Source organism: Micromonospora sp. RTBAU3-60, from assembly GCF_054963695.1.
Genome location: NZ_JBUEGB010000002.1, coordinates 71,667 through 94,841, shown reverse-complemented (window position 1 = coordinate 94,841; position 23,175 = coordinate 71,667). Strand labels below are relative to the sequence as shown.

Here is a 23,175-nt window from a genome sequence, read left to right as displayed (position 1 = left end):
CGGGATCAGTTGCCGTTGGCGCCTGGCTTGTTGGCCTTCACCCACTCGGCCATGGTGTCCGAGGCGATGGCTTGGTACATCGCCAGCGCCTTCTCCCGGTCGGAGACCACCACCGACTGGCCGTCGATGGTCTGCCCGCCGCGGTTGGGGCTGGTGATGAAGGTCAGGTTCTCGCCCCGCAGGTTGCGGAACTCCATCGCCATGTCGGTCAACGAGAAGTCCTGGTCGACGGTGACTGCGGCGGTCACCGCCTTGAGGAAGTCGTTCAGCTTCTTCGGGTTGGTCAGGGTGCCGGTACTGGCTGCCTTGTCCATCAGCGCCTTGAGGAACTCCTGCTGGTGGCGCATCCGGGCGAAGTCGCCCTCGGGGAACTGCTTGCGCTGCCGCACCCAGTCGAGAGCCTCGGCGCCGTTCATGTGGTTCACGCCCTTGGTGAACTTCCGGTGCGGCTTGTGGATCGAGGTGATGGTCCGGTCCACCGTGAGGTCGACCCCGCCCAGGGCGTCGGTGACGTCCTTGAACCCGGCGAAGTCGATCGCCATGACGTGGTCGATCCGGACGTCGGTGAAGCACTCGACGGTCTTCACCGCGAGCGGCAGCCCGCCGAACGCGAACGCCGCGTTCACCTTGTTGCGCTGGCCCGAGTCGCAGGACGCCCCCGCGTTCTGCGGGATCGGCACGTAAAGGTCGCGGGGGATGGAGACCAGGTAGGCCGATTTGTGGTCGGCCGGGATGTGCATGAGGATCATGGTGTCCGCGCGCCACTCGCCGGCCTTGTCCATCGGGGCGTCCGGGTCCCGGGAGTCGGTGCCGACCATCAGGATGTTGAGCGCGCCGTCGACCTTCTTGGCCGGCCGCTCGCCGGTGATCGCCGAGAACGGATCGGTCCGGGCCAGGTCCTTGTCGAGGTTTCGGGCGTAGAGCCAGGCACCGGCGCCGCCGAGCAGCGCGAGCACCAGCACCGCGACGCCGGCCACCAGGCCGATGCGTCCCCAGCGCGGGCGGGGACCGGGCCGGCGCGGAGCACCAGGACCGCCCGGGCCGCCCGGCCCGGTGGGTCCACCGGGGCTGCCGGGCCCGCCGGAGCGTGGCTCCTCGTCGTACGACGGGTACCAGCGGGCGTCGGTCGCGCGGGCGCGCCCGGTGGCGCTCCGGCCGGGGCCGGGCACCTGGGCGCGGCCCGCGCTCCGACTGACGTACGGGAACGGGGCGTCGGCAGACGTGGTCGCTGACATGCCACCGAGGGTAGGCCCGTGGGACCAGTGCCACCCTCAGGCGCAGCCGGGTGTCAGCGTCCTCCCAGCCGGGGTCAGTACCCTAGCCGACCGCGAAAGTAGTCGATGGTGCGTCGAAGGCCGTCTTCGGGCGCCACGGTCGGTTCGTATCCCAACAGCTCACGGGCGAGGGTGAGATCGGGGCGCCGCATCTCCGGGTCGTCGGCGGCCCGAGTGATGTAGCTCACTTCAGAGCTGCTTCCGGTCAGCGACACGATCGTCTCCGCCAGCTGCCGCATCGACATCTCGTGCTCGGTGCCGCAGTTGATCGGGCCGGTCTCGGTCGAGTCGAGCAGCAGCAGGATGCCGCGCACCAGATCGTCCACGTAGCAGATCGACCGGGTCTGGTTGCCAGTGCCGTGCACGGTGATCGGCTCGCCCCGCAGCGCCTGGGAGATGAAGGTGGGGATGGCCCGCCCGTCGTCCGGCCGCATCCGCGGCCCGTACGTGTTGAAGATCCGGACGATCGCGGTGTCGGTGCCCCGGCTCCGGTGGTATGCCATGGTGGCCGCCTCCGAGAAGCGCTTCGCCTCGTCGTAGACGCTCCGAATGCCGATCGGGTTGACATTGCCCCAGTACGTCTCGCGCTGCGGGTGTTCCTTCGGGTCCCCGTACGCCTCGGACGTGGAGGCCATCAGGAACCGGGCGCCGTCGGCGGTGGCCCGCTCCAGCAGCTCCAGGGTGGCGACCGAGCCGACCCGCAGGATCTCCACCGGCAGCTTCTCGAAGTCGGTGGGGCTCGCCGGGGAGGCCATGTGCAGGATCGCGTCGAACCGCTCCGCCATGGCCGGGTGGTGGGTCGGCAGCCCCTCGGAGACGTCCGCCTCGATCAGCGTGAAGGTCGGCTTCTCCAGCAGGTGGCCGATGTTGTCCTTCGAGCCGGTGACGAAGTTGTCCAGCACCACGACCGTGCAACCGCGCTCGATGAGCCGGTCGACCAGGTGCGACGGCACGAAGCCGGCGCCGCCGGTGACGAGGATGCGGTGTCCGGGGCCGAAACGGGGAGCAACCTTCATACCGGCCAGCCTACTCAAGCGGATGGGCCGGAGCCGCCGACGGCTCCGGCCCATCCCGATGGCGTCGTCAGTGCGCGCCCGCTCCGGTGAGGGAACGCACCTCCAGCTCCGCGTACTTCTCCTCGTCGTGCTCTCGGGACACCAGGGTGCCGATCCAGCCGCAGAGGAAGCCGAACGGGATCGAGATGATGCCCGGGTTGGACAGCGGGAACCAGTGCCAGTCGTGATCCGGGAACATGGCCGTCGGCGCCCCGGACACCACCGGGGAGAAGAAGACCAGCACCACGGCGGCGAGCAGGCCGCCGTAGATCGCCCAGACCGCGCCGGAGGTGTTGAACCGCCGCCAGAACAGGCTGTAGAGGATCGCCGGCAGGTTGCCCGAGGCGGCCACCGCGAAGGCCAGCGCCACCAGGAAGGCCACGTTCAGGCTCTGCGCGAAGATCGACAGGACGATCGAGATCGCGCCGATCACCAGCGCGGAGATCCGGGCGACGTTCACCTCCTGCCGCTCGGACGCCTGGCCGTCCTTGATCACGTTGGCGTAGAAGTCGTGCGCCAGGCTGGACGACGAGGCCAGGGTGAGCCCGGCGACCACGGCCAGGATGGTGGCGAACGCGACCGCCGCGATGATCGCCAGCAGGGTCGCGCCGCCCAGGTCGCCGCCCAGGAACTTGATGCCCAGCGCCTCGGCCAGTTGCGGCGCCGCCGTGTTGCCGGCCTTGTCCTGTGCGGTGATCGCCTGGCTGCCGACCAGCGCCGCCGCGCCGAAGCCCAGCGCCAGGGTGAGCAGGTAGAAGGTGCCGATGATGCCGATCGCCCAGAGCACGCTCTTGCGGGCCGCCTTCGCGGTCGGCACCGTGTAGAAGCGGATCAGGATGTGCGGCAGGCCGGCGGTGCCGAGCACCAGCGCGATGCCGAGCGAGAGCAGGTCCATCTTGCTGTAGAAGGTCTTCAGCGCGTCGCCGCTCTCCACGCCGTAACGCAGCCCGGGCTCCAGGAATTTCTGTCCCTTGCCGGAAGCGTTCGCCGCATCGCCGAGCAGCGTGGAGAGGTTGAACTTGTAGTGCGCCAGCACGAGCAGGGTCATCACGATGGCGCCGCTCATGAGCAGGAACGCCTTGACGATCTGCACGTACGTGGTGCCCTTCATGCCGCCCACGGTGACGTAGATGATCATCAGGGCGCCGACCAGGATGATGGTGGCGACCTTCGCGGTGTCGGCGTCCATGCCGAGGAAGGTGGTGCCCGGCTTGATGCCGAGCAACAGCGCGACCAGCGCGCCCGCGCCGACCATCTGGGCCAGCAGGTAGAAGATCGACACCGTGATGGTGGAGACCGCCGCCGCCGTCCGCACCGGCCGCTGCCGCATCCGGAACGCCAACACGTCGGCCATCGTGTACCGGCCGGAGTTGCGCAGCAGTTCGGCGACGAGCAGCAGCGCCACCAGCCAGGCGACCAGGAAGCCGATCGAGTAGAGGAAGCCGTCGTAGCCGTAGAGCGCGATTAGGCCGGCGATGCCGAGGAAGGACGCGGCCGACATGTAGTCGCCGCCGATCGCCATGCCGTTCTGGAAGCCGGAGAATGAGCGGCCGCCGGCGTAGAAGTCGGTCGCGGTCTTCGTCTGCCGGCTGGCCCAGACGGTGATGGCCAGCGTGATCGCCACGAAGATCAGGAAGAGCGTGATGGTGAGGTTCCGGGCCGTGGTGCTGCCCGCCTCAGCCGCGAGGACCGTGCTCATGGGTCACCTCCCCGAGCTCGGCGCGGATCCGGTCGGCGACCGGGTCGATCCGCCGGTCGGCGAACCGCGCGTAGAGCCACGCGATGACGAACGTCGAGACGAACTGGAGCAGGCCGAAGACCAGGGCGACGTTGATGTTCCCGAAGAGCTTCGTGCCCATGAAGCCCCGCGCGTACGCGGAGAGGATGACGTAGAGCGCGTACCACAGGAAGAACGCGACGGTCATCGGGAAGACGAAGCCGCGCAGCGCGCGCCGCAACCCGGCGAACTCGTCCGACCGCTGTACGGCGAGATACCGCTCCGCCGCGGATTCGGCCGGTGCGGACGCGGGTGTGTCCGTGGACATCTGTGGATCACCACCTTCGCAGGCGTGGGGGAGTTTCGCGCACGGTAGAGAGCACGCTCCCAGCCCGGGAAGGCCCAGATCGACCCCGGTCACCCGCTGCGCCGAACGGTCGCCCCCCTGCGCCGAGTGACCCAGGTCACTCCGCTCACCGGCTGTCGCCTCATCGTGCCGCTAGATCGACTCCGGGCCCCCGCCTCGATCGACTCCGGGCCCCGCCTCGATCGGCTCCGCCTCGGCGATCCGGCGGTCTCCCGTCGCCCGGACCCCGCTACGTCGCCGATCCTGCGGCATCCCCGACCTCTGCGCCCCGCCAGGTCGCCGATCCGGTGGCCCGGCCTCCGCGCATCGCCTGGTCGCCGAGGTGGGGGTGTCCGGGCCGTCGGATCCCGCGAGGTCGCCGATCCGGGGCCCGGCCTTCGGACATCCGCCAGGTCGCCGAGGTGGGGGTGTCCCGGGCGTCGAATACGCCACGTCGCCGATCCTGCGGCATCCCCGACCTCTGCACCCCGCGAGGTCGCCGATCCGGCGGCCCGGGCCTTCGGGCATCCGCCAGGTCGCCGGTGTGGGGGTGTTCCGGGGGTCGAATACCGCCACGTCGCCGAGCCGGCGGCCGGTCAGCCCAGCTCGTGGTACCGGCCCCGGTAGTGGAGCAGCGGGGCGGTCTCCTCGGCCAGCTCGACCGTCTCGATGGTGGCCTCGACCAGCAGGCCCCAGCCGTACTCCCGGGCGGTGTCGAGCTGGCAGCCGGCCCACCCGCCCGCGTCCGCCGGCACCGGCCCGTACGGGGTGTCGAGCCAGGAGCCGATGGCGAAGAGCCCGCCGGGGGACGGGAAGAGCCCGGCGAAGCGGTCGGCGAGCTGCCGGTGCGGTGGGCCCAGCGGCGCGACCGCGAACCGACCCGCCGCCTCGACGGCGGCCCACAGGTCCGACTCAGGGTCGATCAGCCCGAGCAGCCGGTCCGGTTCACCCTCGGCGACCAGGGTGGACGAGACGGTCAGCCCGGCCGGCCCGGGCGCCGTCCAGAGGGTGACCGGGGCGGCCAGCCGACCCCGCAACCGGCGTACCGGGGAACGCTGCCCGCCCGGCGTCGCGAACGGGTCGGTGTGGTGGATCTCGGCACCCGGCTCAGGATTCACGTGAAACATTGTGCCGCCCCGGGCCTGGGCCCAGCCGAGGAAGCGGTCGTGCAGGTCGGCCGGGCGGTCGTGAGCGTTCAACCGGGCGAGCTGCTCGCCGGCCTCGGCCATCAGCCCGCTCAGGTAGACCAGCAGCGCCGTCCGGTTCACCCCCCACGCCTGGCGCTCCCTGATCGCCGCTCTCCCCACCGGCCGTCCGGACTGACGGCCCCAAGGTCACGCTCAATACAGGAAACAGTGGCCTCGATCGGCGAGCGAGACCACTACATCCTCGATAGAGCGCGATCTTGGGGCGGCGGAGGTGGCCCTCCGCGCCTATCGTGCGGGACATGTCGTTCGTGACGCCGCAGCAGCTCGCCGAGACCCGTACGGTCGGCGCCGACGCGGTCCTCCGGGGCGAGGTCGATCTGCGGGCCTACCCGTACCGGCACCTCGCCCTGATCGCGCGCCCGGCCTTCCTGGCGAGCGGGCTCACCCAGCTAATGGAGGCGGTCGAGCACCTGTCGGCGTACGGCTGGGAGCTGGTCAGCATCGCCCCGGTCACCAGCAACTACACCCTCTGCGCCGTCCTGCGCCGCACCCCGCCCGCCCAGTGAGCCGGCCGGGTCAGCGGCGGGGCGTGACCGCGGCCAGCAATTCCGGTTGGCGGCGGTCCAGCACGTCCCCAGCCAGGTAGGAGCCGAGCAGCGCGGCACCCACCCCGTAGGCCAGGCCGACGGGCAGGGCCAGCCAGAGCCAAAGGTCGCCGAGCAGCGCCGCGGCCACCACCATCGGCACCGCCGCGGCCGCCGAGGCGATCATGGACAGCAGGGTGAGGAGGCTCTTCGCCACCCCGGCACCGGTGTTCATGGCGAACGGGTTGCTCGTCTCCGGCAGTGCGTACGCGCCGAGCACGGAGACGAATCCGTTGATCGCGAGCCCGCTGCCGTACGCGGCGAACAGCGCGCCGGCCATCACGCCCAGCCAGCCGGGGTGCCGCAGCAGCGCGGCGAGGATGACCGCGACCGCCACGAGCAGCGGCACCACGTAGATCGCGAACGCGGTCATCCGGGCGCGCAGCTCCAGCCGCCCCGGCACGCCGGCCACCACGTTGGCCGCGTACGCGCTGCCGTCGAAGCCGAACTGGTTGGCCACGGTGACCGACGCGAGCACCCCGACGAAGACCAGCGAGAGGCTGACCAGCACCGGCGACGAGTTCGCGGTCACCTCGCGCAACGCCTCGCCGCCCTCCACCGCGAGCCGGGCGCCGCCCACGTTGACCATCACCGGCACGAAGATGCCGACCACCGCGATGGTGATCAGGTTGGCCCGCCGTCGGGCGTCCCGCCACCAGTAGCGGCACTCCCGGGCGACCAGTGCGCCGAAGCGGTCCCGCCGGCTCCAGCCGACCGCCCGCGGGAAGAGTTGGGCGACGGCCCCGCCGAGCGCGCCGCGCCGGTCCCGGGACGGCCCGGCGCTCACCGCGCCCACCATCGCGGACTCCAGCGAGCGGGACCACCAGAACAGCAGCGCGCCGACGGCCAGCGCGGTGATCAGGAGCTTCAACCCGGCCGCCCAGGCCCGCCCCTCGGCCACGTCGATCCCGGCGGTCCACGGCGCCCCGAACGGCGTCCAGCCGACGATCCGGGCCACGCCGGTCAGCTGGTCCCAGTCGGCCTGGCGGACGGCGGCGAGCACCGCGATCTGCAGCGGCCCGAGCAGGGCGGCCAGCACCGCGAGCAGGACGGCGGCCAGGTCGCGTACCCGGCGGGAGCGCAGCATGGTGGCGAACGCGCTGGTCACCGCGCGGGCGGCGGCCACGCAGAGCAGCAGGCCGGCGAGCACGCCGACCAGCCCGACCAGGGCGGCCAGCCAGCCGCCCAGCGCGCCGGCGGTGACCACCAGCCCGGCCACCGCGATCAGCGTCGCCAGCACCGGGACGCTGACCAGGGCGGCCGCGAACAGGCCGGTGACCAGGGCCCGCCGGGAGAGCGGGAGCAGCGCGAACCGGGCCGGGTCCAGGGTCTCGTCCACGCCGAAGAAGGCCAGCGGCAGCAGCAGCCAGCCGAGCACCAGCAGCCCGCCGCCGAAGGCCGCAATCATGAGCGCGTACCGGGACTCGCCGGCCAGGCCGGGCGCGGCCAGGAGGAAGAAGCCGCCGACGGCGAACCAGAGGCCGAACAGAAGGCCCACCACGAAGAGCGCGATCCGCCAACCCTGGCCGCGGAAGTTGTTGCCCAACACCCGCAGCTTGAGCCGGACGAAGTGCCGGGCGGAGACCTTCCGGACCGGCTCGGCGGGCGCGGTCACCGGGACAGCCACGACAGCTCCTCGCCGGTCGCGGTCCGGCCGCCGACCACCGCCACGAAGACCTCCTCCAGGTTTCGGTCACCGCGTACCTGGTCGAGCGTGCCGACCCGCTTGATCCGCCCGTCGGCGAGGATCGCCACGTGCGAGCAGAGCCGCTCGACGGTCTCCATGACGTGGCTGGAGAAGACCACCGTGCCGCCGCCGGCGACGTATCGGTGCAGGATGTCCCGGATCAGCGCCGCGGAGACCGGGTCGACCGCCTCGAACGGCTCGTCCAGCACCAGCAGCCGGGGGCCGTGCAGCAGCGCGCAGGCCAGGCCGATCTTCTTCTTCATGCCGGCCGAGTAGTCGACCACAAGGGTGCGGCCGGCGTCGTTGAGCGCCAGCACGTCCAGCAGCTCCGCCGCCCGCTGGTCGACCACCGCCGGGTCCATGCCGCGCAGCAGACCGTGGTACGCCAGCAGCTCGGCGCCGCTGAGCCGGTCGAAGAGGCGTACCCCGTCGGGCATCACGCCGAGCAGGCCCTTGGCGCGCACCGGGTCGGCCCAGACGTCGTACCCGAGCACCCGGGCCTGGCCGGCGTCGGGCCGCAGCAGGCCGACGGCCATCGACAGGGTGGTGGTCTTGCCGGCCCCGTTCGGGCCGAGCAGCCCGTAGAACGAGCCGGCCGGCACGTCCAGGTCGACCCCGGCGACCGCGACCTTGGTGTCGAACCGCTTGGCCAGGCCACGAAGGGACAACGCGGGGTGCTGATCGCTCATGAACCAGACCGTATCCGGCCCGGACCAGGCGCCGCTCCGGCCGGAGGATGATCCGGCGTCATCCCCCAGCCGTACCTGGCGTCCTTAGGTCGCCGTCCGGACCGGGCATGGGCCGGCGCCGGCCGCAGTGCGGCAGGTGATCGGCGCCGACACGCTCGACCAGCAGAGGTGCTCTCCGTTGATCTTGTTCATCGGCTGGAAGTAGGCGCTGTACGTGGTCACCTGGTGGTTAATGGGCGACAGCCGGGCCACGCCGCCCCGCCGGGTCACGCTCGCCCGGCCGTCGGCGTCGGTGGTGGCGTAGAACATTGCCTCGCTGTGTGCGTTGTTCGGGCCCACCACCATCACCGCCAGCTTCACGGTGACCCCGGCGACCGGCCTGCCGTCCCGGGTCAGCCGCGCGCTGACCGTGAGCGGGGCGGCCACGTCGTCGACCTCGACCGGCGACACCTGGAGCACGGTGTCGGCGCAGCCCTCGGCGCAGCCACCGAGCGGACCGACGAGGCCGCCGGCGAGCACCAGGGCCAGCAGCCCGGTGCCTCGCCGGCGTCCCGTGGTCGGCATGCCGGTCAGCACGCGCCGCCGTCGCCGGTGTTCTCCTGCTTGGGCGCGTGCTCGCCGTCGAACGGCCAGGCGGCGTACGCCAGCAGGTCGAAGATGTAGTCGTCCACGTCGTCTCCCGGGTCGAGCATGGTCACCACGCTCGGCCGGCCACCGGGCACAGTCACCCCGTTACGGGACTTTTCCGCCAGGCCGGGCCAGATCGCCAGGACAATCTCGGCCAGCGGGATACCCCAGGTGCTGACCTCGACCGTCACCTTGCTGGGCTGTTGCAGATCGTAGCGATGGTAGTAGACGCCGTCGTACAACCCGACCAGCTTGAGGTCCTGCTTGAAGAAGTCCGGTCCGACGATCTTGTCGATGCGGAGCAGCAGGTCGATGTCGAGGTCGAGGTGGACGCCGGCCATCGACATGGTCGCCTGACCGAACGTGCCGTCGAAGGCCAGGAACAGGTAGCCCAGCTCGCGGGGCAGCCCGAACGGCAGGTCGGTGCGGACGTTGCCGGGCCGCAGCGTCGCCGCCTGGATGTCGGTGAGGGTGAAGGTGATGTCGCTGATCCAGCTCTCCCGCACCTCGGCGTGTCCGGCGAACAACCCGCGGACCAGGCCGAAGCAGTTGAAGAACTCCAGGTCCATGTCCTTCCTCGGCACCAGAAGGTGCAGGTTGCCGACCATCTGCAGTTCGTCGGTCTGCGGTACCGAGGTGATGGTGACGACCTGGGTCTCCGGCGCGAGTTCCACGGTGGTCCGGTGGCCGAGGTTGGTGATGTGCAGTTCGAGATCGTCGGGCCCGGCCTCGAAGTCGTCGGTCTTCTTCACCAGATTCGCCTCGACCTCGACGTCGATGTCGAGGGTGTCCCGCCCGTCGTTCGCCGTGTAGTCCACCGTGGGCAGGTTGTCTCCCTCGGCGTTGCCGAATCCGCGGGCGCTGAATGTCATGTCGGTGGGCACGTCGCGCAGCTGCACCTGGCCGGTGGCCGGTTCGTTGCGGAAGGTGCCCGTGGCCTTGATGGACAGGTTGTCGATGACCGTCGAGTTCTTGACCCGCACCGAGGTGGGCGAGCCGACCTTGCCGCTCACCTCCAGGCCACCGGGGATCGGGTCCAGGTGGGCCAGCGCCCGGGTCGAGTCGAAGATCGGCACCTGGTCGGCCTGGGCATGCACGTCCAGGATGCCGGCCGAGGCGACGTCCGAGTCGTACTTGATGCTGAGCGTGTCGGTGAGGGCGATCGGGCCGAGGGTGAAGTTGATCCCGGACGGCAGGTCGGTCAGGGTCGCCTCGGCCCTGATCCGGGCCGGCGGCGACGGTACGAAGACCGAGTCGTCGACGTACAGGGTCAACTTGTTCGACCGGGGCTGGTAGCCGGCGAACGAGTAGCTCCGGGTGGTCGGGTCGACGGTCACCCGAGTGGGCAGCCCCGAGACGTTGATGATCCCGGTCAACCCGAAGCACTTCCCGTCCACGCAGAACGGGCCCTGGCTGGCGCAGCCCGGCCCGACGGCGCAGGCCCGGTCCACCACTGAGGCGCCGTTGGCGTAGCGCGGCGCCCCGAGCCCGTCCAGCGCGGCCACCTTGCCCAGCCAGAACTGCGTCTCCACGTCCAGCGTCGCGTCGGCGGCGTAGTTGATCACCCCGCCCGTGGAGCTGAAGGTGACGGTGCCCGGAATCGGACCGAGCCGGCCGAGGGCGCCCAGCCGGACGTCCTGCGCGCCGCCCGCGGCCAGCCGTACGTCGCCGTCCAGCGCGATGGTCTGCCGTTGCGCGTGGTAGCTGGCGGTGACCGACGAAGCGGAGTGGCCGAACTCGGCGTCCCGCAGCCCGGTGATCGACGCGCTGCCGTCGAGGTTGCCGTTGACCTCGTCGTAGTGGGTGGCCAGGTGCGACCCAGTGGGTGCCAGGGCGCCGGCATGGTTGGTCACCGCGAACGCCGCGCTGCCCAGCGCACTGCCCTCGGCGGCCCGGAAGGCGTACGTGCCGTTGCCCCAGTCCGCGTCGAACCGGGCCGGCACGCCGCGGACGTCGGCGAACGCCGACCAGGTCCGGCCCCCGTACGGCACGTGGGCCAGGAACGAGATCGCCGAGATCGGCGCCGACATGGTGGTCTCGGCGTGCCGGGCCGGCAGGTCGACCAGCGCGTCCACGGTGGCCGGCACCCCGGTCACCGAGGCGGTCAGGTAGCCCGTGCTGGCGTTGGTCACGGTGAGCCCGATCGAGTCAACCGCGGCGGAGTTGCGGACCGCCACCGTGGTCCGGTCACCGACCGTGCCGTTGACGTGCATCGTGGCCGGCAGCCGGCCGATGGTGGCCCGCCCGCGTACCACCGGGAAGGTCTGGTTGGTGGTGGTCACGTCGGCGTCGAAGCGCAGGCTGCCCAGCGGCGCCGAAGCGGCGTACCGGAAGTCGATCGAGCCGCCGGTGACGTCGACCGGGCCGACCGTCATGTCCAGCTCGGCCGGCAACCCGGACAGGCTGGCCAGGGCCCGCACGTCGGGCAGGGCGTCGACCAGCCCGGCCAGGCGCAGGTACGCCTGCAACGGTGCGGCCGGCGGTCGGTAGCCGGTGAACACCACCGTCCGCGCCCGGGTGTCCACGGCCAGGTTGCTCGGCAGTCCGGGTAGCCGGACCGTGCCGACGAGCCCGAGGCACCGGCCGAACACCGTGCAGAAGACGCTCTCGTCCTTGGCGCAGCCGTTGCCGGTGTCGCAGCCGTTGCCGACCAGGGCCACCCCGTTGTCGAACAGCGGTGCGCCCAGCCCCGCCAGCGCGGCCACCTTGCCCACCCGTACCCCGATCGTCAGCCCGAGGTGACCGGTCGCGGTGTAGCTGAGCCGGCCGTCGGCGAAGGTGGACCGGATGGTGTTCGGCAGGCCGTCGACCCGGGCCACCGCGGCGAGCTGCGTGTCGTCCACGCCGTTCGCGGCGAGCAGCACGTCCGCGTCCACGAACACCGGATCGCCGCCGGTGTCGGTGTCCAGCCGGAAGGTCTGTCCGCCGCCGTCCCGGGCGTACTCCACCCAGGACAGGTTGCGCACCGACACGCTGCCGTCCAGGTCGCCGGTGACCTGCCGGTAGTGCACGGCCAGGTGCAGCCCGGTCGGGGCGGTCTGGCCGGCGTGGTTGGTGACCGCGAGGCGGGCCCCGCCGAGCGGCCCGGACAGGCCCCGGAACCGGTAGGTGCCCTCGGCGAAGTCGGCGTCGAACCGGGCCGGCACGCCGGTCAGGTCGGCCATCGCCGTCCAGTCCCGGCCACCGGACGGCAACCGGACCACCGCCGCCAGGCTGGTCAGCGGGTCGGACTGGGTGCCGTCGAGGTGCCGGGCCGGCAGGTCCAGGAGGAAGTCCATGGTGGTGGCCAACCCGGCCGCGGCCGCCGACAGGTAGTGGTCCTGCTGCGGGCGCAACGTCTCCACGTGCGCCGGGCTGGCGAACACCGCCACCTTCTGCACCCGGCTGGTCGCCTCGTACCGCAGCCTGGGCCGGTCACCGAGATCGTAGGAGAGGTTGATCCGCTCGGGCAGCTCGGTGACGGTGGCGAACAGGGTCGGCCCGGCGGACGTGTTGGTGTACGCCGCGAACACCCGGTGGATCACCGAGCTGGTCTGGTACGCGACCGTACGCGCCGCGGTGTCCACATCCAGCGTCGCGGTGGCCGGCAGGTTGGAGAGTTCCAGCCGGGCCTTGTGCAGCCCGTCCAGGTCGCCTGCGGCGACGAAGGGCTGCCCGCCCGGATCGAACGTGGTGGCCAGCCGCAGATGCCCGTCGTAGTAGGCGTCGACCTGCTTCATGCCGGTGACCCGGGCGGAGACGCCGAGCGCGGCGCCGTCGGTGACCAGTGTCGCGTGGTCGCTGTCGTACGGCGCGAACGCGCCGAGGTTGCGCGAGATGGCCACGGTGCCGGAGCCGAGCGGCTGGGCGCTGTTGAACGCCACGTGGCTGGCGCCGGTGTCGGCGGTGAGGGTCACCTCGGTGGGCAGTCGGCGCAGCGAGCCGCGGCCGACCAGCCCGCCGGCCTTGTCGTACACCGCGACGTCCAGGGCGGCGAGCTGGCTGCTCGCCGTGTAGTCGAGATCGACCCCGGTGTCGGTGTTCGCCAACGCCGCGTCGAACGAGGTGGGGATCGCCTCGGCGGTGGCCTGGACCGCGTTGACCAGGCCCGCGGGTTGGTAGCCGAAGTCGGCGAAGAGCACCCGGTCGATGCCGGCGGACGCCCGGTAGGCGAGGGTGGCCTTCCCGCCCGGTGGCCGGGTCAGCTCGACGGACACGCTGGTGGGCAGCTCGTCGACGACGAGCTGGGTGAACTCGTCGACGCCGTCGCGGTTGCTGAGCACCTGGACGTCCAGCTGGGTGGCCTTGTCGCTGGTCGAGTCCACCAGCACGTGCTGGTCGGTGGTGTCGCTGCCCGGATCGATCTGGGCCCGCGCCGAGAAGATCGACGGTACGGGGGAGAACCGGGCACTCGCCACCGTCGGCTGGTACGGGTTGCCCGCGCTGTCGTCGGTCACCGAGGCCAGCCCGGCGGTCACCGCGAGCGCGTCGCCGGCACCGCCCTGGAGCAGCCGGGCCTGGATGTCGTACACGCCGCGCAGCAGGGTCACCGGGTTGAAGGTGAACAGCCCCAGCGTGCCGGTCGGCAGGGTGGTGCCGCGCCGCAGCCCGTCGAAGCCGACCGAGAGCCGGTGGTGGCCGGGGATGTCGTAGACGGCCCAGACGTGCGCCGGCAGCGGCTGGCCGGCCAGTTCGCTGGTGGGCAGTCGGAGCGCCAGCAGGGCGACGCCGACGTTGATCAGGTCGAGCAGGGCCTCCAGCTTGTCCGCCAGCTGCCTCTGGAGGTCCGCGATCAGGTCCTCCAACCGCAGCCGTTCGAGCAGCAGTTCGGGATGGAGGATGACCTGGAGCGGATCCTTGAGCAGTTCCAGGACGACGGCGAGGCGGTCCTGGGCGACGGTGAGGGCGGACTGCACCTCGAGGAGCTGGCGCACCGCGGCGACCACGTCGCCGGGCAGCGCCACCGGCAGCAGGTCGGCCAGTACGTCCGGGGTGCCGTCACCGGTCACGTCCACGATCGCGGGTACGGCGAGCGGCAGGGTGAGCGAGCAGGACACCGTCTTGGTGGCCGACTCCGAGCAGATCCGGTAGGTGATGCGCGGAATGCCGTCGGGCAGCTGTTCCAGCAGCGCCAGCGGGTCGACCGGCAGTGGCGGCGGGATGTTCCCGCTGGCGAGGGCCGCGATCAGCGCCTCCAGGGTGACCGGCTGCGCCGGGTCGACGAACTGCGCCGAGGAGACCTGGGGCTGGAGCTTGCGGGCGTCCAGGTCCGGGGTGCGGTCCGGGTGGAGCCGGCCGGCCCGGTCGAGCGTGGTGATGGCGTCCGCCGCGGTGGCGTCGACCAGTTCCTGTCCGGGATGCAGCGGCAGGGTGAGCGGCGCGGGCCGGACCGGCGGGTTCGGTACGACCGGGGCCCGGTCGATGGCGACCGTGCCGGCGGCCGGATCCACCGCAGGTAGCGGGGCGATCGGGGTCAGCGCGGCGGACGGCCCCCGGTCGACCTGCACCGAGCCGGGCGCGGGGTTCACCGGCGGCACCTGGTCGAGCTGCGGCATGATCGCCGTACGCGACTGCGCGTTCGGGGCCGACGCGGTGCCGTCCGGTGTTGTCGGATCGGGTTTCGCGCTTGCCGCGCCGGGATCCGGTGCCGCCCGAGTGGGTGCGGCCCGGACCGGATCCGGTACGGCGAGTTGGCCGGCCAACATGGCCAAGGTAGCGGCGGTGGTCAGGAACGTACGGCCGAACCGTGCGCGGCTGCGCATGACAACGCCTCCCCGTCTGGCGATAGATGCGCCGACCAGACTTACCCGATCATCGACATATGTCCACTAATAAATCAGGTATCGGACATCCTCGGATCAGCGACTGATCCACCTGGGCGGTGACCGGCTGCGTGCAACCGGTAGCGCCCGTGACGGGTGTCAGCCGCAAGGACCGCCACGGGGAGGGACATTGGATGCGAACGACGGGTTCGAGGAGTTCTACCGAACCACCAGACAGCGCGTCGTCACGGTGCTCTACGCACTCAGTGGCGACCTGACCGAAGCCCAGGATGCCGCCCAGGAGGCGTACGTGCGGGCCTGGCAGCGCTGGTCCCGGATCAGCGGCTACGACGACCCGGAGGCGTGGGTCCGTATGGTCGGCTACCGCCTCCTCGTCAACCGCTGGCGCAAGATCCGAAATGGCCTGGCCGCCTACCGCCGACACGGTCCACAACCCGCCGTCGGGCCGCCGTCGGAGAACACCGTCGCGCTGGTCACGGCGCTGCGGCGGCTGCCTGCGGAGCAGCGACAGGTCGTCGTCCTGCATCATCTGGCCGACCTGTCGGTCGCCGAGATCGCTGCGCAGACCGACACACCGAGCGGCACCGTGAAGGCCCGCCTCGCCCGTGGCCGCAAAGCGCTCGCCGCCCTGCTGGACATCACCCTTCCCGAGGAGGTCAGCAATGCCTGAGCCGCTCTTCTCGGACCTCTACCGGGACACCGAGCACCTGACCTGGGCGCCGGTCGAGCAGGTGCGCCGACGCGGGCGGCAGCGTACCCGCCGGACCCGGATCGCCGCCGGTCTCGCCGCAGCTGTCGCCGTCGCCGTGGTCGCCTCGGGGGCCGCGGCTCTGGCCGGCCGCCCGGACGCCGCGCCGCCCCTGCCGCCGGCGACCGGTGTCCCGACCACCCCGGCGCCCAGCCCCAGCACGGACCCGACGCCCTCCGCCGGCCCGGCCCCCACCCGCAGCACGCCGTCGAGCCCGCCGTCCGCCGGGGGGCCGCCCAGCCGGCCGCCCAGCCGCACCATCCCCGCCGGGGCCACGCTGCAACTGGCAGACCTGCCGCGCGGCTTCACGATGTCGCCGGGCAAGGGCGCCGGGGACTGGACGCTCGAATCGGCGACCAGCTACTGCGAGAACCGACTGCCGTCGTTGGCGGTCGGCGTGGTGGCCACCCGGTTCGTGCAGTTCGATTCACCCACCGACTGGCTGGTCGAACGGGTCACCCGGCACTCCGGGACCGGTGCCACCACCGCCATGCAGCGGGTCCGGCGGATCGCCGCGGACTGCGTACCGGCCCGGTCGGGTGACTCTCTGTCGATCATGGCGGAAGGGCTGGGCGGCGCCGACTCGGTGCTGGTGGGCGGCGAGATCGAGGGGATCCCGAGCCGCTGGCTCTTCGTCCGGCAGGGCGACCTGGTGGCGCAGCTCCGGCTCGACCACCAGGCCACTCCGGCCGAGGCCCGCCACTCCGCGAAGCTGACGGCGGACCGGCTCTGCGTCGGCACCGACACCTGCTGACCATCGCCCCGGAGGCGCTCAGAGCCGCAGCGCCTCCGGGGCGTGCAGGCGGAGCATGGTGGTGCCGACGTCGGCCGGCAGGCGGCGGCGAGTTGCCACCGACACCGCCACCATCACCGTGAACGCCAGCGGCACGGTCCACGCGGCCGGCTGGGTGGTCAACGTGGCCGGCCAGCCGGTCAGCGGCGGACCCAGCACGGTGAGCAGCACCGCGCCCATCGCGGCGCCGCCGCCGACCAGCACCCCGGCGGCAGCCCCCAGGTCGGTCAGCCCGCGCCACCAGATGCCCAGCACCAGCAACGGGCAGAAGCTCGACGCGGCCACCGCGAAGGCCAGCCCGACCACCTGGGAGACGTCCAGCCCGGACAGGTTGAGCGCGAGCACCGCCGGCACCCCGCCGGCCAGCACCGTGGCCAGCCGGAAGCCGCGTACCGAGCCGCGGCCCAGCACGTCGGTGGAGATCACCCCGGCCACGCTGGTGAGCAGCCCGGACGAGGTGGAGAGGAACGCGGCGAACGCCCCGGCGGCGACCAGCGCGGCGAGCAGTTGGCCGACCGTGCCGTCGCCGAGCGCCGCCCCGGGCAGCAGCACCACCACCGCGTCGGTCTGGCCGGTGACCAGCAGTTGCGGGGTGTAGATCCGGCCCAGCACGCCGTAGATGGTGGGCAGCAGATAGAAGACGCCGACCAGGGCGAGCACCACCAGGGTGGTCCGGCGGGCGGCCGCGCCGTCCGGGTTGGTGTAGAAGCGCACCAGCACGTGGGGCAGCCCCATGGTGCCGAGGAAGGTGGCCAGGATCAGCGAGTACGTCCCGAACAGCCCCCGGTCGTCGTCCCCGGCGGTGTCCGGCAGCAGCCAGTCGGCCGCGTCGGTGGCCGTACCGGAGACCTCCGGCACCGGGTCGCCGGCCGCGAAGTCGAGGCGGTCGCCGGGGCGTACCTCCCGGACGTCGCCATCGGGGAAGGTGAGGGTCGCCCGGTGCTCGACCACGACGGTGGTCGCCGCGCGGAACGCCGGCCCGTCGGGCGGGGTCACCGCCGGGCGGGCGTCGGCCTGCCACTGCAGGGCCAGGAAGATCGCGGGTACGGCCAGCGCGGTCAGCTTCAACCAGTACTGGAACGCCTGGACGAAGGTGATCGCCCGCATCCCGCCCAGCGCCACGTTCGCGGTGACCACCACGGCGACCAGCAGCGCACCCACCGGGTACGGCGAGCCGGCGACCGTGGCCAGGGTCAGCCCGGCACCCTGGAGCTGCGGCACCAGGTAGAGCCAGCCGATGAAGATCACGAAGACGGTGGCCAGTTTGCGCAGCCGCCGCGAGCCGAGCCGCACCTCGCAGAAGTCCGGCAGGGTGAACGCCCCCGAGCGGCGCAGCGGGGCGGCCACGAAGAGCAGCAGCGCCAGATAGCCGGCGGCGAAGCCGACCGGATACCAGAGCACGTCCACGCCGTACTTGAGGATCAGGCCGGCCACGCCCAGGAAGCTCGCCGCCGACAGATACTCGCCGCCGATCGCGGCGGCGTTCCAGGTCGGGCTGATCGCCCGGGAGGCGACCAGGAAGTCGGAGGTGGTCCGGGCCAGCCGCAGCCCGTAGAAGCCGATCCCGACCGTGACCAGGGTGACCGCCACGATCGCCGGGACGACGTACCCGTTGCCCATCTCAGCGCTCCGGCCGCTGGACCAGGTCGGTGAAGTCCTGCTCGTTCCGTTCCGCTAGCCGCACGTACGCCCAGCCGACCGCGATCAGGAACGGAAAGGCGGCCACCCCGAGCAGCAGCCACGGCAGGTTGACCCCGAGCACGCTGACCCGCCCGACCGAGGGCGCGATGGCGAACAGCCAGGGCAGGCCGCCCAGCCCGATCAGCACCAGCAGGCTGAGCCGCAGGGCCAGCGCGAGTTGGGCCCGGACCAGCCCCCGGACGAGCGCCTCACCGACCCGGGTCTGCTGGGTCAGTTCGGAGCGGGTGCGGTCCGCCCGGCTCGCCGAGCGGGATACCTCGGCCAGCACGATCCGGGTACGCGGGGACGGCTCGGCCGCGCGCGGGCTCGGCACCGGAGCGGCCGCCGACCGCCCCGGAGCGCCGCGCTCGTCCGCTCCGGTCATCCCCGGCAGTCTCGCCTGATCACCGGGAATGTCAAGGTTCCGCGACGCGTTCGCCGCACCGGCCTGTGGACAACCTGTGGAGAACGCTTCACTCCTGTGGACAACCCGGTGGATGACGGGAGGTTCGTTGTGGACGACGGACCAGGATGTCAGGGTGGGCGGATAGAAGGGAGGTGTGACGGTGACCAGCCCAGCTCGGCCCGGCCGAGGCGAGGCCTGGACGGTGGACGACCTCCAGGACCTCCCCGAGGACGGCCAGGACTACGAGATCTTCGACGGGAGCCTGCTCGTGTCCCCCCACGCGGACGTCTACCACGGAGCGGTCGCCAACCGCCTCCGCCGGCTGCTCGACCGGCAGGCGCCGGCGGGCCTGCTCGTCGGGCAGGACATCGGAGTCAGCGCGAAACGCTCGTCATACTTCGTGCCCGATCTCTTCGTGGCCCGGGAGGACGCCCTCGACCGGGGCGGCGCCGCGCTCCACCCTGCCGACGTGCTCCTCGTGGTCGAGGTGATCTCGCCGAACAACGCCGGCCGGGACCTGGTGCTCAAGCGCCACGAATACGCCGCGGCCGGCATCCCCCGCTACTGGCTGGTCGAGCCGCGGAAGCAGACGCTGACCGTGCTGGAGCACGTCGGCGGCGGCTACCGGGAGGCCGCCCAGGTCGGAGTGACCGACGTCTACCGCACCGAGGCGCCCTTCCCGCTCGCGTTCGCGGTGTCCGACATCTTCTGAGCGCTCTTCCGGAACCTTTCTCTTCGCCCGTGAGTGGAACAGGTGGAGAGGGGAGGTGACGGTGTCCGACGAGCTGATCTCCGAGCTGTACGCGGCCTGCTACCGCCGGCTGGTCGTCCAGCTGTACGCGGTGACCGGCGACCTGAACGAGGCGCAGGAGGCGGTGCAGGAGGCGTTCACCCGGGCGCTGGTCGCGCCACGGCGCTTCGCCGCGCTGGAGAACCCGGAGGCCTGGTTGCGCCGGGTGGCGGTGAACGTCGTACGCAGCCGGCACCGGCGCCGCCGGGTGCTGGACACGCTGCTGCGCCGCATCGGGCCGCCGCCCGAGGTCGCGGACCGGTCGCCCGAACACCTCGCGCTGCTCGCCGCGCTGCGTGACCTGCCCGAGGGGCAGCGACACGCGTTGGCCCTGCACTACCTGGTCGACCTGCCGGTGGACGAGGTCGCGGCGGCGCTCGGGGTCACGGCCGGCACGGTCAAGTCCCGACTCTCCCGCGGCCGGCAGGCCCTCGCCCGGCTGCTCGCCGACTCCGATTCCGACTCCGCCGAGATGAGCAGCATCGGGAGGATCAATGTCCGAGCGTGACTTTACCGGCTTCGACGTCGGCACGATTGCCGAGGCGGTACGCCAGCCGCCACTGGAAGATCTGCGGTCGGCCGCCCGGTCCCGGCGCCGACACCGGCCGGCCGGGCTGGCGGTGGCCGTGCTGGTCGCCCTGGCCGGCGTGGCGGGCGTGTCCCTGACGGCCCGTCCCGGCGGGACCGGCTGGGCAGGGCCGGACCAGCCCGCTCACCCGAACCGGGCCAGTGAGTTCGTCCTGACCACCGCCAATTCGGGGGTCAGCGTTGCAAACGTTGGTTGTGTGCTGTACTTCGCGCGCACCTACGATTACGGCCGGACCTGGTCCGCCTGGGACGCGGCCCACTACCGGGCCACCACCTGCCAGACCGACGTCTACGGAAACGAGCACGCGCAACTGGAGTACGCGGTGCTCAGCGACCGGGTTTACCTCGTCCGCGAGGGCGACCGGTCGAGCCTCTCCACAGACCGGGGTCGCACCTGGCAGGACGCGGACAAGGTGATCAAGCCAGTGGCGGCGTTGCCGGAGACGGCCTGGCCGGTCTTCTGCCAACAGGGCTGCGGCGCGCTGCGAGAGCTCCTGGCGGTGGACGCCGCCGGTACGGTCTACCGCCTCACCGGTGCGAAGCCGTCGGCGTACCCGCCGTTCAGCATCTATCCGAGCGTGGACGGGACGATCTGGGTGACGTACTGGCCGGGTGAGCCCAACCGGACGGTCGTCGCCCGCAGCGCCGACCGGGGCGCGACCTGGACCACCTGGCGGGCCGAGGCCGGGGCGAACGTCATTGCGGTGGCCGGGGTCGATCACCGGGAGGGGTATCTGCTGATCGAGCCGCCGCCCCCGGCCGGGTCCACGGTGCCGGTCGGCCCGTCCCGGCTGCTGCGGACCACCGACGGTGGACGGACCTGGACCGACACGGGCACCGACCTGCCAGCGGCGCAGTACAACCGGAACATCACCGTGGGCCGGGACGGATCGCTGCTGGTGACGGTGCCGGGAAACGTCTCGCCCAACGTCGAGTCGAAGCTGCTGGTGAGCCGCGACGACGGGCGGCAGTTCAGGGTGGCGGGCGAGTACGAGCGGCTGGATGGCGCGGTCGGGGTGGCGCCGGGGTACGCCTGGCTCTACGGCACGGACGACAGATCGGACGGGGGACCCGACCACGTGTGGGTCACCGACAAGGGGTCAGACTGGATTCGGTTCGGCCTGCCGCACTGAAGCGGTGCGTCGGCGTGGCCCAGGGTGGCCGCGCCGACGCACGGCACCGGCCGGCGTGCGGCGTGCGGCCAAGCTCGGTTGTTCCCGGTCAGCGGTTCCAGTCCTGTTTCGCCGCCCGGACCAGCTTGTCCTTCAACTCCCGGGTGTGCCGGCGGCTGACCGGCAGCTCCGTCCCGTCGATCACCACCACATAGCCGGAGTTGACCAGCCGCAGCTCCGCGATCAGCTTCAACTGCACCAGGTACGACCGGTGGATCCGCACGAAACCGGCGTCCGCCCAGCGCTCGGCCAGGGTGGCCAGCGACACCCGGACCAGGTGCGAACCGTCCGCGGTGTGCAGTCGGGCGTAGTCGCCCTGCGCCTCCACCCAGCGCACCGCCGAGCGGGGCAGCATCCGGGTCGTCCCGGCCAGCTCGATCGGGATGGTTGGGTCCTCCTCGGCACGGGCCAGGGCGGCCGGGTGCGACGGCACCACCCGGGAGCCGATCACCCGGCGCAGCGACTCGGCCAGCCGCTCGGCGCGTACCGGCTTGCGCACGTAGTCGGTGGCGCCCAGGTCGAAGGCGTCGACCGCGCCGTCGTCGTACGCGGTGACGAAGACGATCGCCGGGGGCCGGGCGAACCGCCGCAGCACCCGGGCCAGCTCCATCCCGTCCAGCCCGGGCATCCGGATGTCCAGAAAGACCACGTCCACGTCGGCGTCGCGGAGCACCCGCAGCGCCTCGGTCGCGTCCCCGGCCGTGTGCAGCCGGGCCACCCGGGGGTCGGCCCGCAGGTGGTACGCCAGCTCGTCCAGCGCCGGCGGCTCGTCGTCCACCGCGAGCACGCGGAGGAAACCGGAGGCGTTCACGAACCCGCCCGTACGCCGGGGTGGAACTTCGGCACCCGCATGCTCACCCTCGTACCCGAGCCCAGGCCGGTCTCGACGACCAGGCCGAACCGGTCCCCGAAGACCGACCGCAGCCGCTCGTCGACGTTCGACAGGCCCACGTGCTGCCCCGGGTCGTCGGTCGGGTCGCCGCCCGCGGCGGCCAGCTCGGCGATGCCGGCGGTGAGCGTGGTCGGATCCATCCCCACTCCGTCGTCCTCCACCGTGATGTGGCACTCGGCGCCCGCGTCGCGGGCCTCGATGCTCACCATGCCGGTGCCCGGCTTGCGGGACAACCCGTGCCGGACCGCGTTCTCCACGAGCGGCTGCAGGCAGAGGAACGGCAGGGTCACCGGCAGCACCTCCGGGGCGATCTGGAGGCGCACCTGGAGCCGCTCGCCGAACCGCGCCCGCTCGATGGTCAGATACCGGTCGATCGAGCGCAGCTCCTCGGCGAGCGTGGTGAACTCGCCGTGCGCCCGGAACGAGTAGCGGGTGAACTCGGCGAACTCCAGGATCAGCTCCCGGGCCCGCTCGGGGTCGGTCCGGACGAACGAGCCGATCGCGGCCAGCGCGTTGTAGATGAAGTGCGGGCTGATCTGGGCGCGCAGGGCGCGTACCTCGGCCCTGGCCAGCCGCTCCCGGGACGAGTCCAGCTCGGCCAGGGCGAGCTGGTCGCCGGCCCAGTGCGCGGTCTCCAGGGTCGCCTGCACCAGCCCCGGGGCCGGCTGCTCGTCGGCGATCGCCACCAGCGCCCCGACCACCCGGCCGTCCGCGCTCAGCGGTGCCACCACCGCGCCCCGCACCGGGCAGTCCACCAGGTCGCAGCGCAGCTCCGACTCCCGCAGCACGGTCGACCGCCCGACGGACGCCGCCCGCCGGGCCGCCGCGAGCAGTTGGTCGCCGTGGTGCGCGCCGCGCCCGTCGAGGGCGAGCAGGGCCTCCCGGTCCGTCAGCGCCAGCCCGGCCGCGCCGACCAGGGCCCGCAGATGGCGTACGGCCTTCGCCGCGCCCGCCGCGCTCAGGCCGGCCCGCAGCGGCTCGGCGGCCAGCCCGGCGGTGTGCAGCACCTCGTAGGTGGCTCGCTGGGTGGCGGTGGCGATGCCCCGCCGGGCGCGCAGCCGCAGCACCGCCCAGAGTGCCGCGGCGAGCGCGGTGACCAGCGAGACGACGCCGAAGACGGCGGAGAGGTTGCCACCCACGCAGCGATCCTGACCGGT

19 protein-coding genes are annotated in these 23,175 nt (G+C 72.2%); 6 read left to right on the top strand and 13 right to left on the bottom strand.

The window, feature by feature from the left end; genetic code table 11:
* Window positions 1–5: 5 nt before the first annotated feature.
* The 5 genes from ACY34I_RS02585 to ACY34I_RS02565 form a co-directional block, all read right to left on the bottom strand.
* Window positions 6–1,235 (bottom strand): LCP family protein, encoded by a 1,230-nt coding sequence (locus ACY34I_RS02585; protein ID WP_462752074.1) that lies wholly within the window; start codon window positions 1,233–1,235, stop codon window positions 6–8.
* A gap of 74 nt (window positions 1,236–1,309) precedes the next feature.
* On the bottom strand, window positions 1,310–2,290 hold the full coding sequence (locus ACY34I_RS02580; RefSeq protein ID WP_148797951.1) for an NAD-dependent epimerase/dehydratase family protein: 981 nt from the start codon (window positions 2,288–2,290) through the stop codon (window positions 1,310–1,312).
* A gap of 67 nt (window positions 2,291–2,357) precedes the next feature.
* Window positions 2,358–4,028 (bottom strand): solute symporter family protein, encoded by a 1,671-nt coding sequence (locus ACY34I_RS02575; protein WP_462752072.1) that lies wholly within the window; start codon window positions 4,026–4,028, stop codon window positions 2,358–2,360.
* Window positions 4,006–4,374, bottom strand: coding sequence for a DUF485 domain-containing protein (locus ACY34I_RS02570; RefSeq protein WP_148797949.1), 369 nt, complete (start codon window positions 4,372–4,374; stop codon window positions 4,006–4,008). Before ACY34I_RS02570 ends, ACY34I_RS02575 begins: the two co-directional genes overlap by 23 nt.
* Window positions 4,375–4,988: 614 nt before the next feature.
* Window positions 4,989–5,621: a flavin reductase family protein gene (locus ACY34I_RS02565; protein WP_462752524.1), complete on the bottom strand. Its 633-nt coding sequence runs from the start codon at window positions 5,619–5,621 to the stop codon at window positions 4,989–4,991.
* Window positions 5,622–5,839: 218 nt separating this feature from the next.
* Between ACY34I_RS02565 and ACY34I_RS02560 the strand changes: the two genes are divergently transcribed.
* A complete protein-coding gene (locus ACY34I_RS02560; RefSeq protein ID WP_462752070.1) occupies window positions 5,840–6,106 on the top strand; it encodes a hypothetical protein in 267 nt (88 codons plus the stop codon).
* Window positions 6,107–6,116: 10 nt separating this feature from the next.
* On the opposite strand, the gene ACY34I_RS02555 is transcribed toward ACY34I_RS02560, so the two are convergent.
* The 4 genes from ACY34I_RS02555 to ACY34I_RS02540 all read right to left on the bottom strand — a co-directional run bounded on the left by ACY34I_RS02555 (window position 6,117) and on the right by ACY34I_RS02540 (window position 14,928).
* Window positions 6,117–7,811, bottom strand: a complete 1,695-nt coding sequence (locus ACY34I_RS02555; RefSeq protein ID WP_462752068.1) for an ABC transporter permease — start codon at window positions 7,809–7,811, stop codon at window positions 6,117–6,119.
* Complete coding sequence (locus ACY34I_RS02550) at window positions 7,796–8,560, bottom strand: ABC transporter ATP-binding protein (protein ID WP_462752066.1); 765 nt, start codon at window positions 8,558–8,560, stop codon at window positions 7,796–7,798. The genes ACY34I_RS02555 and ACY34I_RS02550 overlap by 16 nt, the downstream gene beginning before the upstream one ends.
* Before the next feature lie 84 nt (window positions 8,561–8,644).
* Entirely contained in the window at window positions 8,645–9,124 is a 480-nt protein-coding gene (locus ACY34I_RS02545) for a transthyretin-like family protein (RefSeq protein WP_462752064.1), read from the bottom strand.
* A gap of 5 nt (window positions 9,125–9,129) precedes the next feature.
* Window positions 9,130–14,928 (bottom strand): hypothetical protein, encoded by a 5,799-nt coding sequence (locus tag ACY34I_RS02540; RefSeq protein ID WP_462752062.1) that lies wholly within the window; start codon window positions 14,926–14,928, stop codon window positions 9,130–9,132.
* A 190-nt stretch (window positions 14,929–15,118) separates the two neighbouring features.
* Here ACY34I_RS02540 and ACY34I_RS02535 point away from each other — a divergent pair, with 190 nt between their 5' ends.
* Both ACY34I_RS02535 and ACY34I_RS02530 read left to right on the top strand, forming a co-directional pair.
* The gene (locus tag ACY34I_RS02535; RefSeq protein ID WP_148797943.1) at window positions 15,119–15,619 is read left to right on the top strand and encodes a SigE family RNA polymerase sigma factor; all 501 of its coding nucleotides are present in this window, start codon (window positions 15,119–15,121) and stop codon (window positions 15,617–15,619) included.
* Entirely contained in the window at window positions 15,612–16,451 is an 840-nt protein-coding gene (locus tag ACY34I_RS02530; protein ID WP_462752059.1) for a hypothetical protein, read from the top strand. The genes ACY34I_RS02535 and ACY34I_RS02530 overlap by 8 nt, the downstream gene beginning before the upstream one ends.
* Before the next feature lie 18 nt (window positions 16,452–16,469).
* Here the strand turns inward: ACY34I_RS02530 and ACY34I_RS02525 are convergent, their stop codons facing one another.
* Both ACY34I_RS02525 and ACY34I_RS02520 read right to left on the bottom strand, forming a co-directional pair.
* On the bottom strand, window positions 16,470–18,110 hold the full coding sequence (locus ACY34I_RS02525; protein WP_462752057.1) for a sodium/solute symporter: 1,641 nt from the start codon (window positions 18,108–18,110) through the stop codon (window positions 16,470–16,472).
* Between the two features lies 1 nt (window position 18,111).
* Window positions 18,112–18,555, bottom strand: a complete 444-nt coding sequence (locus ACY34I_RS02520) for a hypothetical protein (RefSeq protein ID WP_462752055.1) — start codon at window positions 18,553–18,555, stop codon at window positions 18,112–18,114.
* Window positions 18,556–18,736: 181 nt separating this feature from the next.
* Between ACY34I_RS02520 and ACY34I_RS02515 the strand changes: the two genes are divergently transcribed.
* The 3 genes from ACY34I_RS02515 to ACY34I_RS02505 all read left to right on the top strand — a co-directional run bounded on the left by ACY34I_RS02515 (window position 18,737) and on the right by ACY34I_RS02505 (window position 21,087).
* Window positions 18,737–19,288, top strand: coding sequence for a Uma2 family endonuclease (locus tag ACY34I_RS02515; RefSeq protein ID WP_462752053.1), 552 nt, complete (start codon window positions 18,737–18,739; stop codon window positions 19,286–19,288).
* A gap of 61 nt (window positions 19,289–19,349) precedes the next feature.
* A complete protein-coding gene (locus ACY34I_RS02510) occupies window positions 19,350–19,874 on the top strand; it encodes a sigma-70 family RNA polymerase sigma factor (RefSeq protein ID WP_462752051.1) in 525 nt (174 codons plus the stop codon).
* Entirely contained in the window at window positions 19,861–21,087 is a 1,227-nt protein-coding gene (locus ACY34I_RS02505) for a WD40/YVTN/BNR-like repeat-containing protein (RefSeq protein WP_462752049.1), read from the top strand. The genes ACY34I_RS02510 and ACY34I_RS02505 overlap by 14 nt, the downstream gene beginning before the upstream one ends.
* 88 nt (window positions 21,088–21,175) lie before the next feature.
* On the opposite strand, the gene ACY34I_RS02500 is transcribed toward ACY34I_RS02505, so the two are convergent.
* Both ACY34I_RS02500 and ACY34I_RS02495 read right to left on the bottom strand, forming a co-directional pair.
* Window positions 21,176–21,937 carry a LytR/AlgR family response regulator transcription factor gene (locus tag ACY34I_RS02500; RefSeq protein ID WP_462752047.1) on the bottom strand — a complete coding sequence of 254 codons (762 nt, stop codon included), beginning with the start codon at window positions 21,935–21,937 and terminating at the stop codon, window positions 21,176–21,178.
* Window positions 21,934–23,157 carry a sensor histidine kinase gene (locus ACY34I_RS02495; protein WP_462752045.1) on the bottom strand — a complete coding sequence of 408 codons (1,224 nt, stop codon included), beginning with the start codon at window positions 23,155–23,157 and terminating at the stop codon, window positions 21,934–21,936. Before ACY34I_RS02495 ends, ACY34I_RS02500 begins: the two co-directional genes overlap by 4 nt.
* Window positions 23,158–23,175 lie beyond the last annotated feature (18 nt).

Coding starts and splice junctions, on each gene's coding strand:
- ACY34I_RS02585 (WP_462752074.1), bottom strand. CDS start 1,235: ATGTCAGCGACCACGTCTGCCGACGCCCCGTTCCCGTACGTCAGTCGG.
- ACY34I_RS02580 (WP_148797951.1), bottom strand. CDS start 2,290: ATGAAGGTTGCTCCCCGTTTCGGCCCCGGACACCGCATCCTCGTCACC.
- ACY34I_RS02575 (WP_462752072.1), bottom strand. CDS start 4,028: ATGAGCACGGTCCTCGCGGCTGAGGCGGGCAGCACCACGGCCCGGAAC.
- ACY34I_RS02570 (WP_148797949.1), bottom strand. CDS start 4,374: ATGTCCACGGACACACCCGCGTCCGCACCGGCCGAATCCGCGGCGGAG.
- ACY34I_RS02565 (WP_462752524.1), bottom strand. CDS start 5,621: ATGGCCGAGGCCGGCGAGCAGCTCGCCCGGTTGAACGCTCACGACCGC.
- ACY34I_RS02560 (WP_462752070.1), top strand. CDS start 5,840: ATGTCGTTCGTGACGCCGCAGCAGCTCGCCGAGACCCGTACGGTCGGC.
- ACY34I_RS02550 (WP_462752066.1), bottom strand. CDS start 8,560: ATGAGCGATCAGCACCCCGCGTTGTCCCTTCGTGGCCTGGCCAAGCGG.
- ACY34I_RS02545 (WP_462752064.1), bottom strand. CDS start 9,124: ATGCCGACCACGGGACGCCGGCGAGGCACCGGGCTGCTGGCCCTGGTG.
- ACY34I_RS02540 (WP_462752062.1), bottom strand. CDS start 14,928: ATGCGCAGCCGCGCACGGTTCGGCCGTACGTTCCTGACCACCGCCGCT.
- ACY34I_RS02530 (WP_462752059.1), top strand. CDS start 15,612: ATGCCTGAGCCGCTCTTCTCGGACCTCTACCGGGACACCGAGCACCTG.
- ACY34I_RS02525 (WP_462752057.1), bottom strand. CDS start 18,110: ATGGGCAACGGGTACGTCGTCCCGGCGATCGTGGCGGTCACCCTGGTC.
- ACY34I_RS02520 (WP_462752055.1), bottom strand. CDS start 18,555: ATGACCGGAGCGGACGAGCGCGGCGCTCCGGGGCGGTCGGCGGCCGCT.
- ACY34I_RS02505 (WP_462752049.1), top strand. CDS start 19,861: ATGTCCGAGCGTGACTTTACCGGCTTCGACGTCGGCACGATTGCCGAG.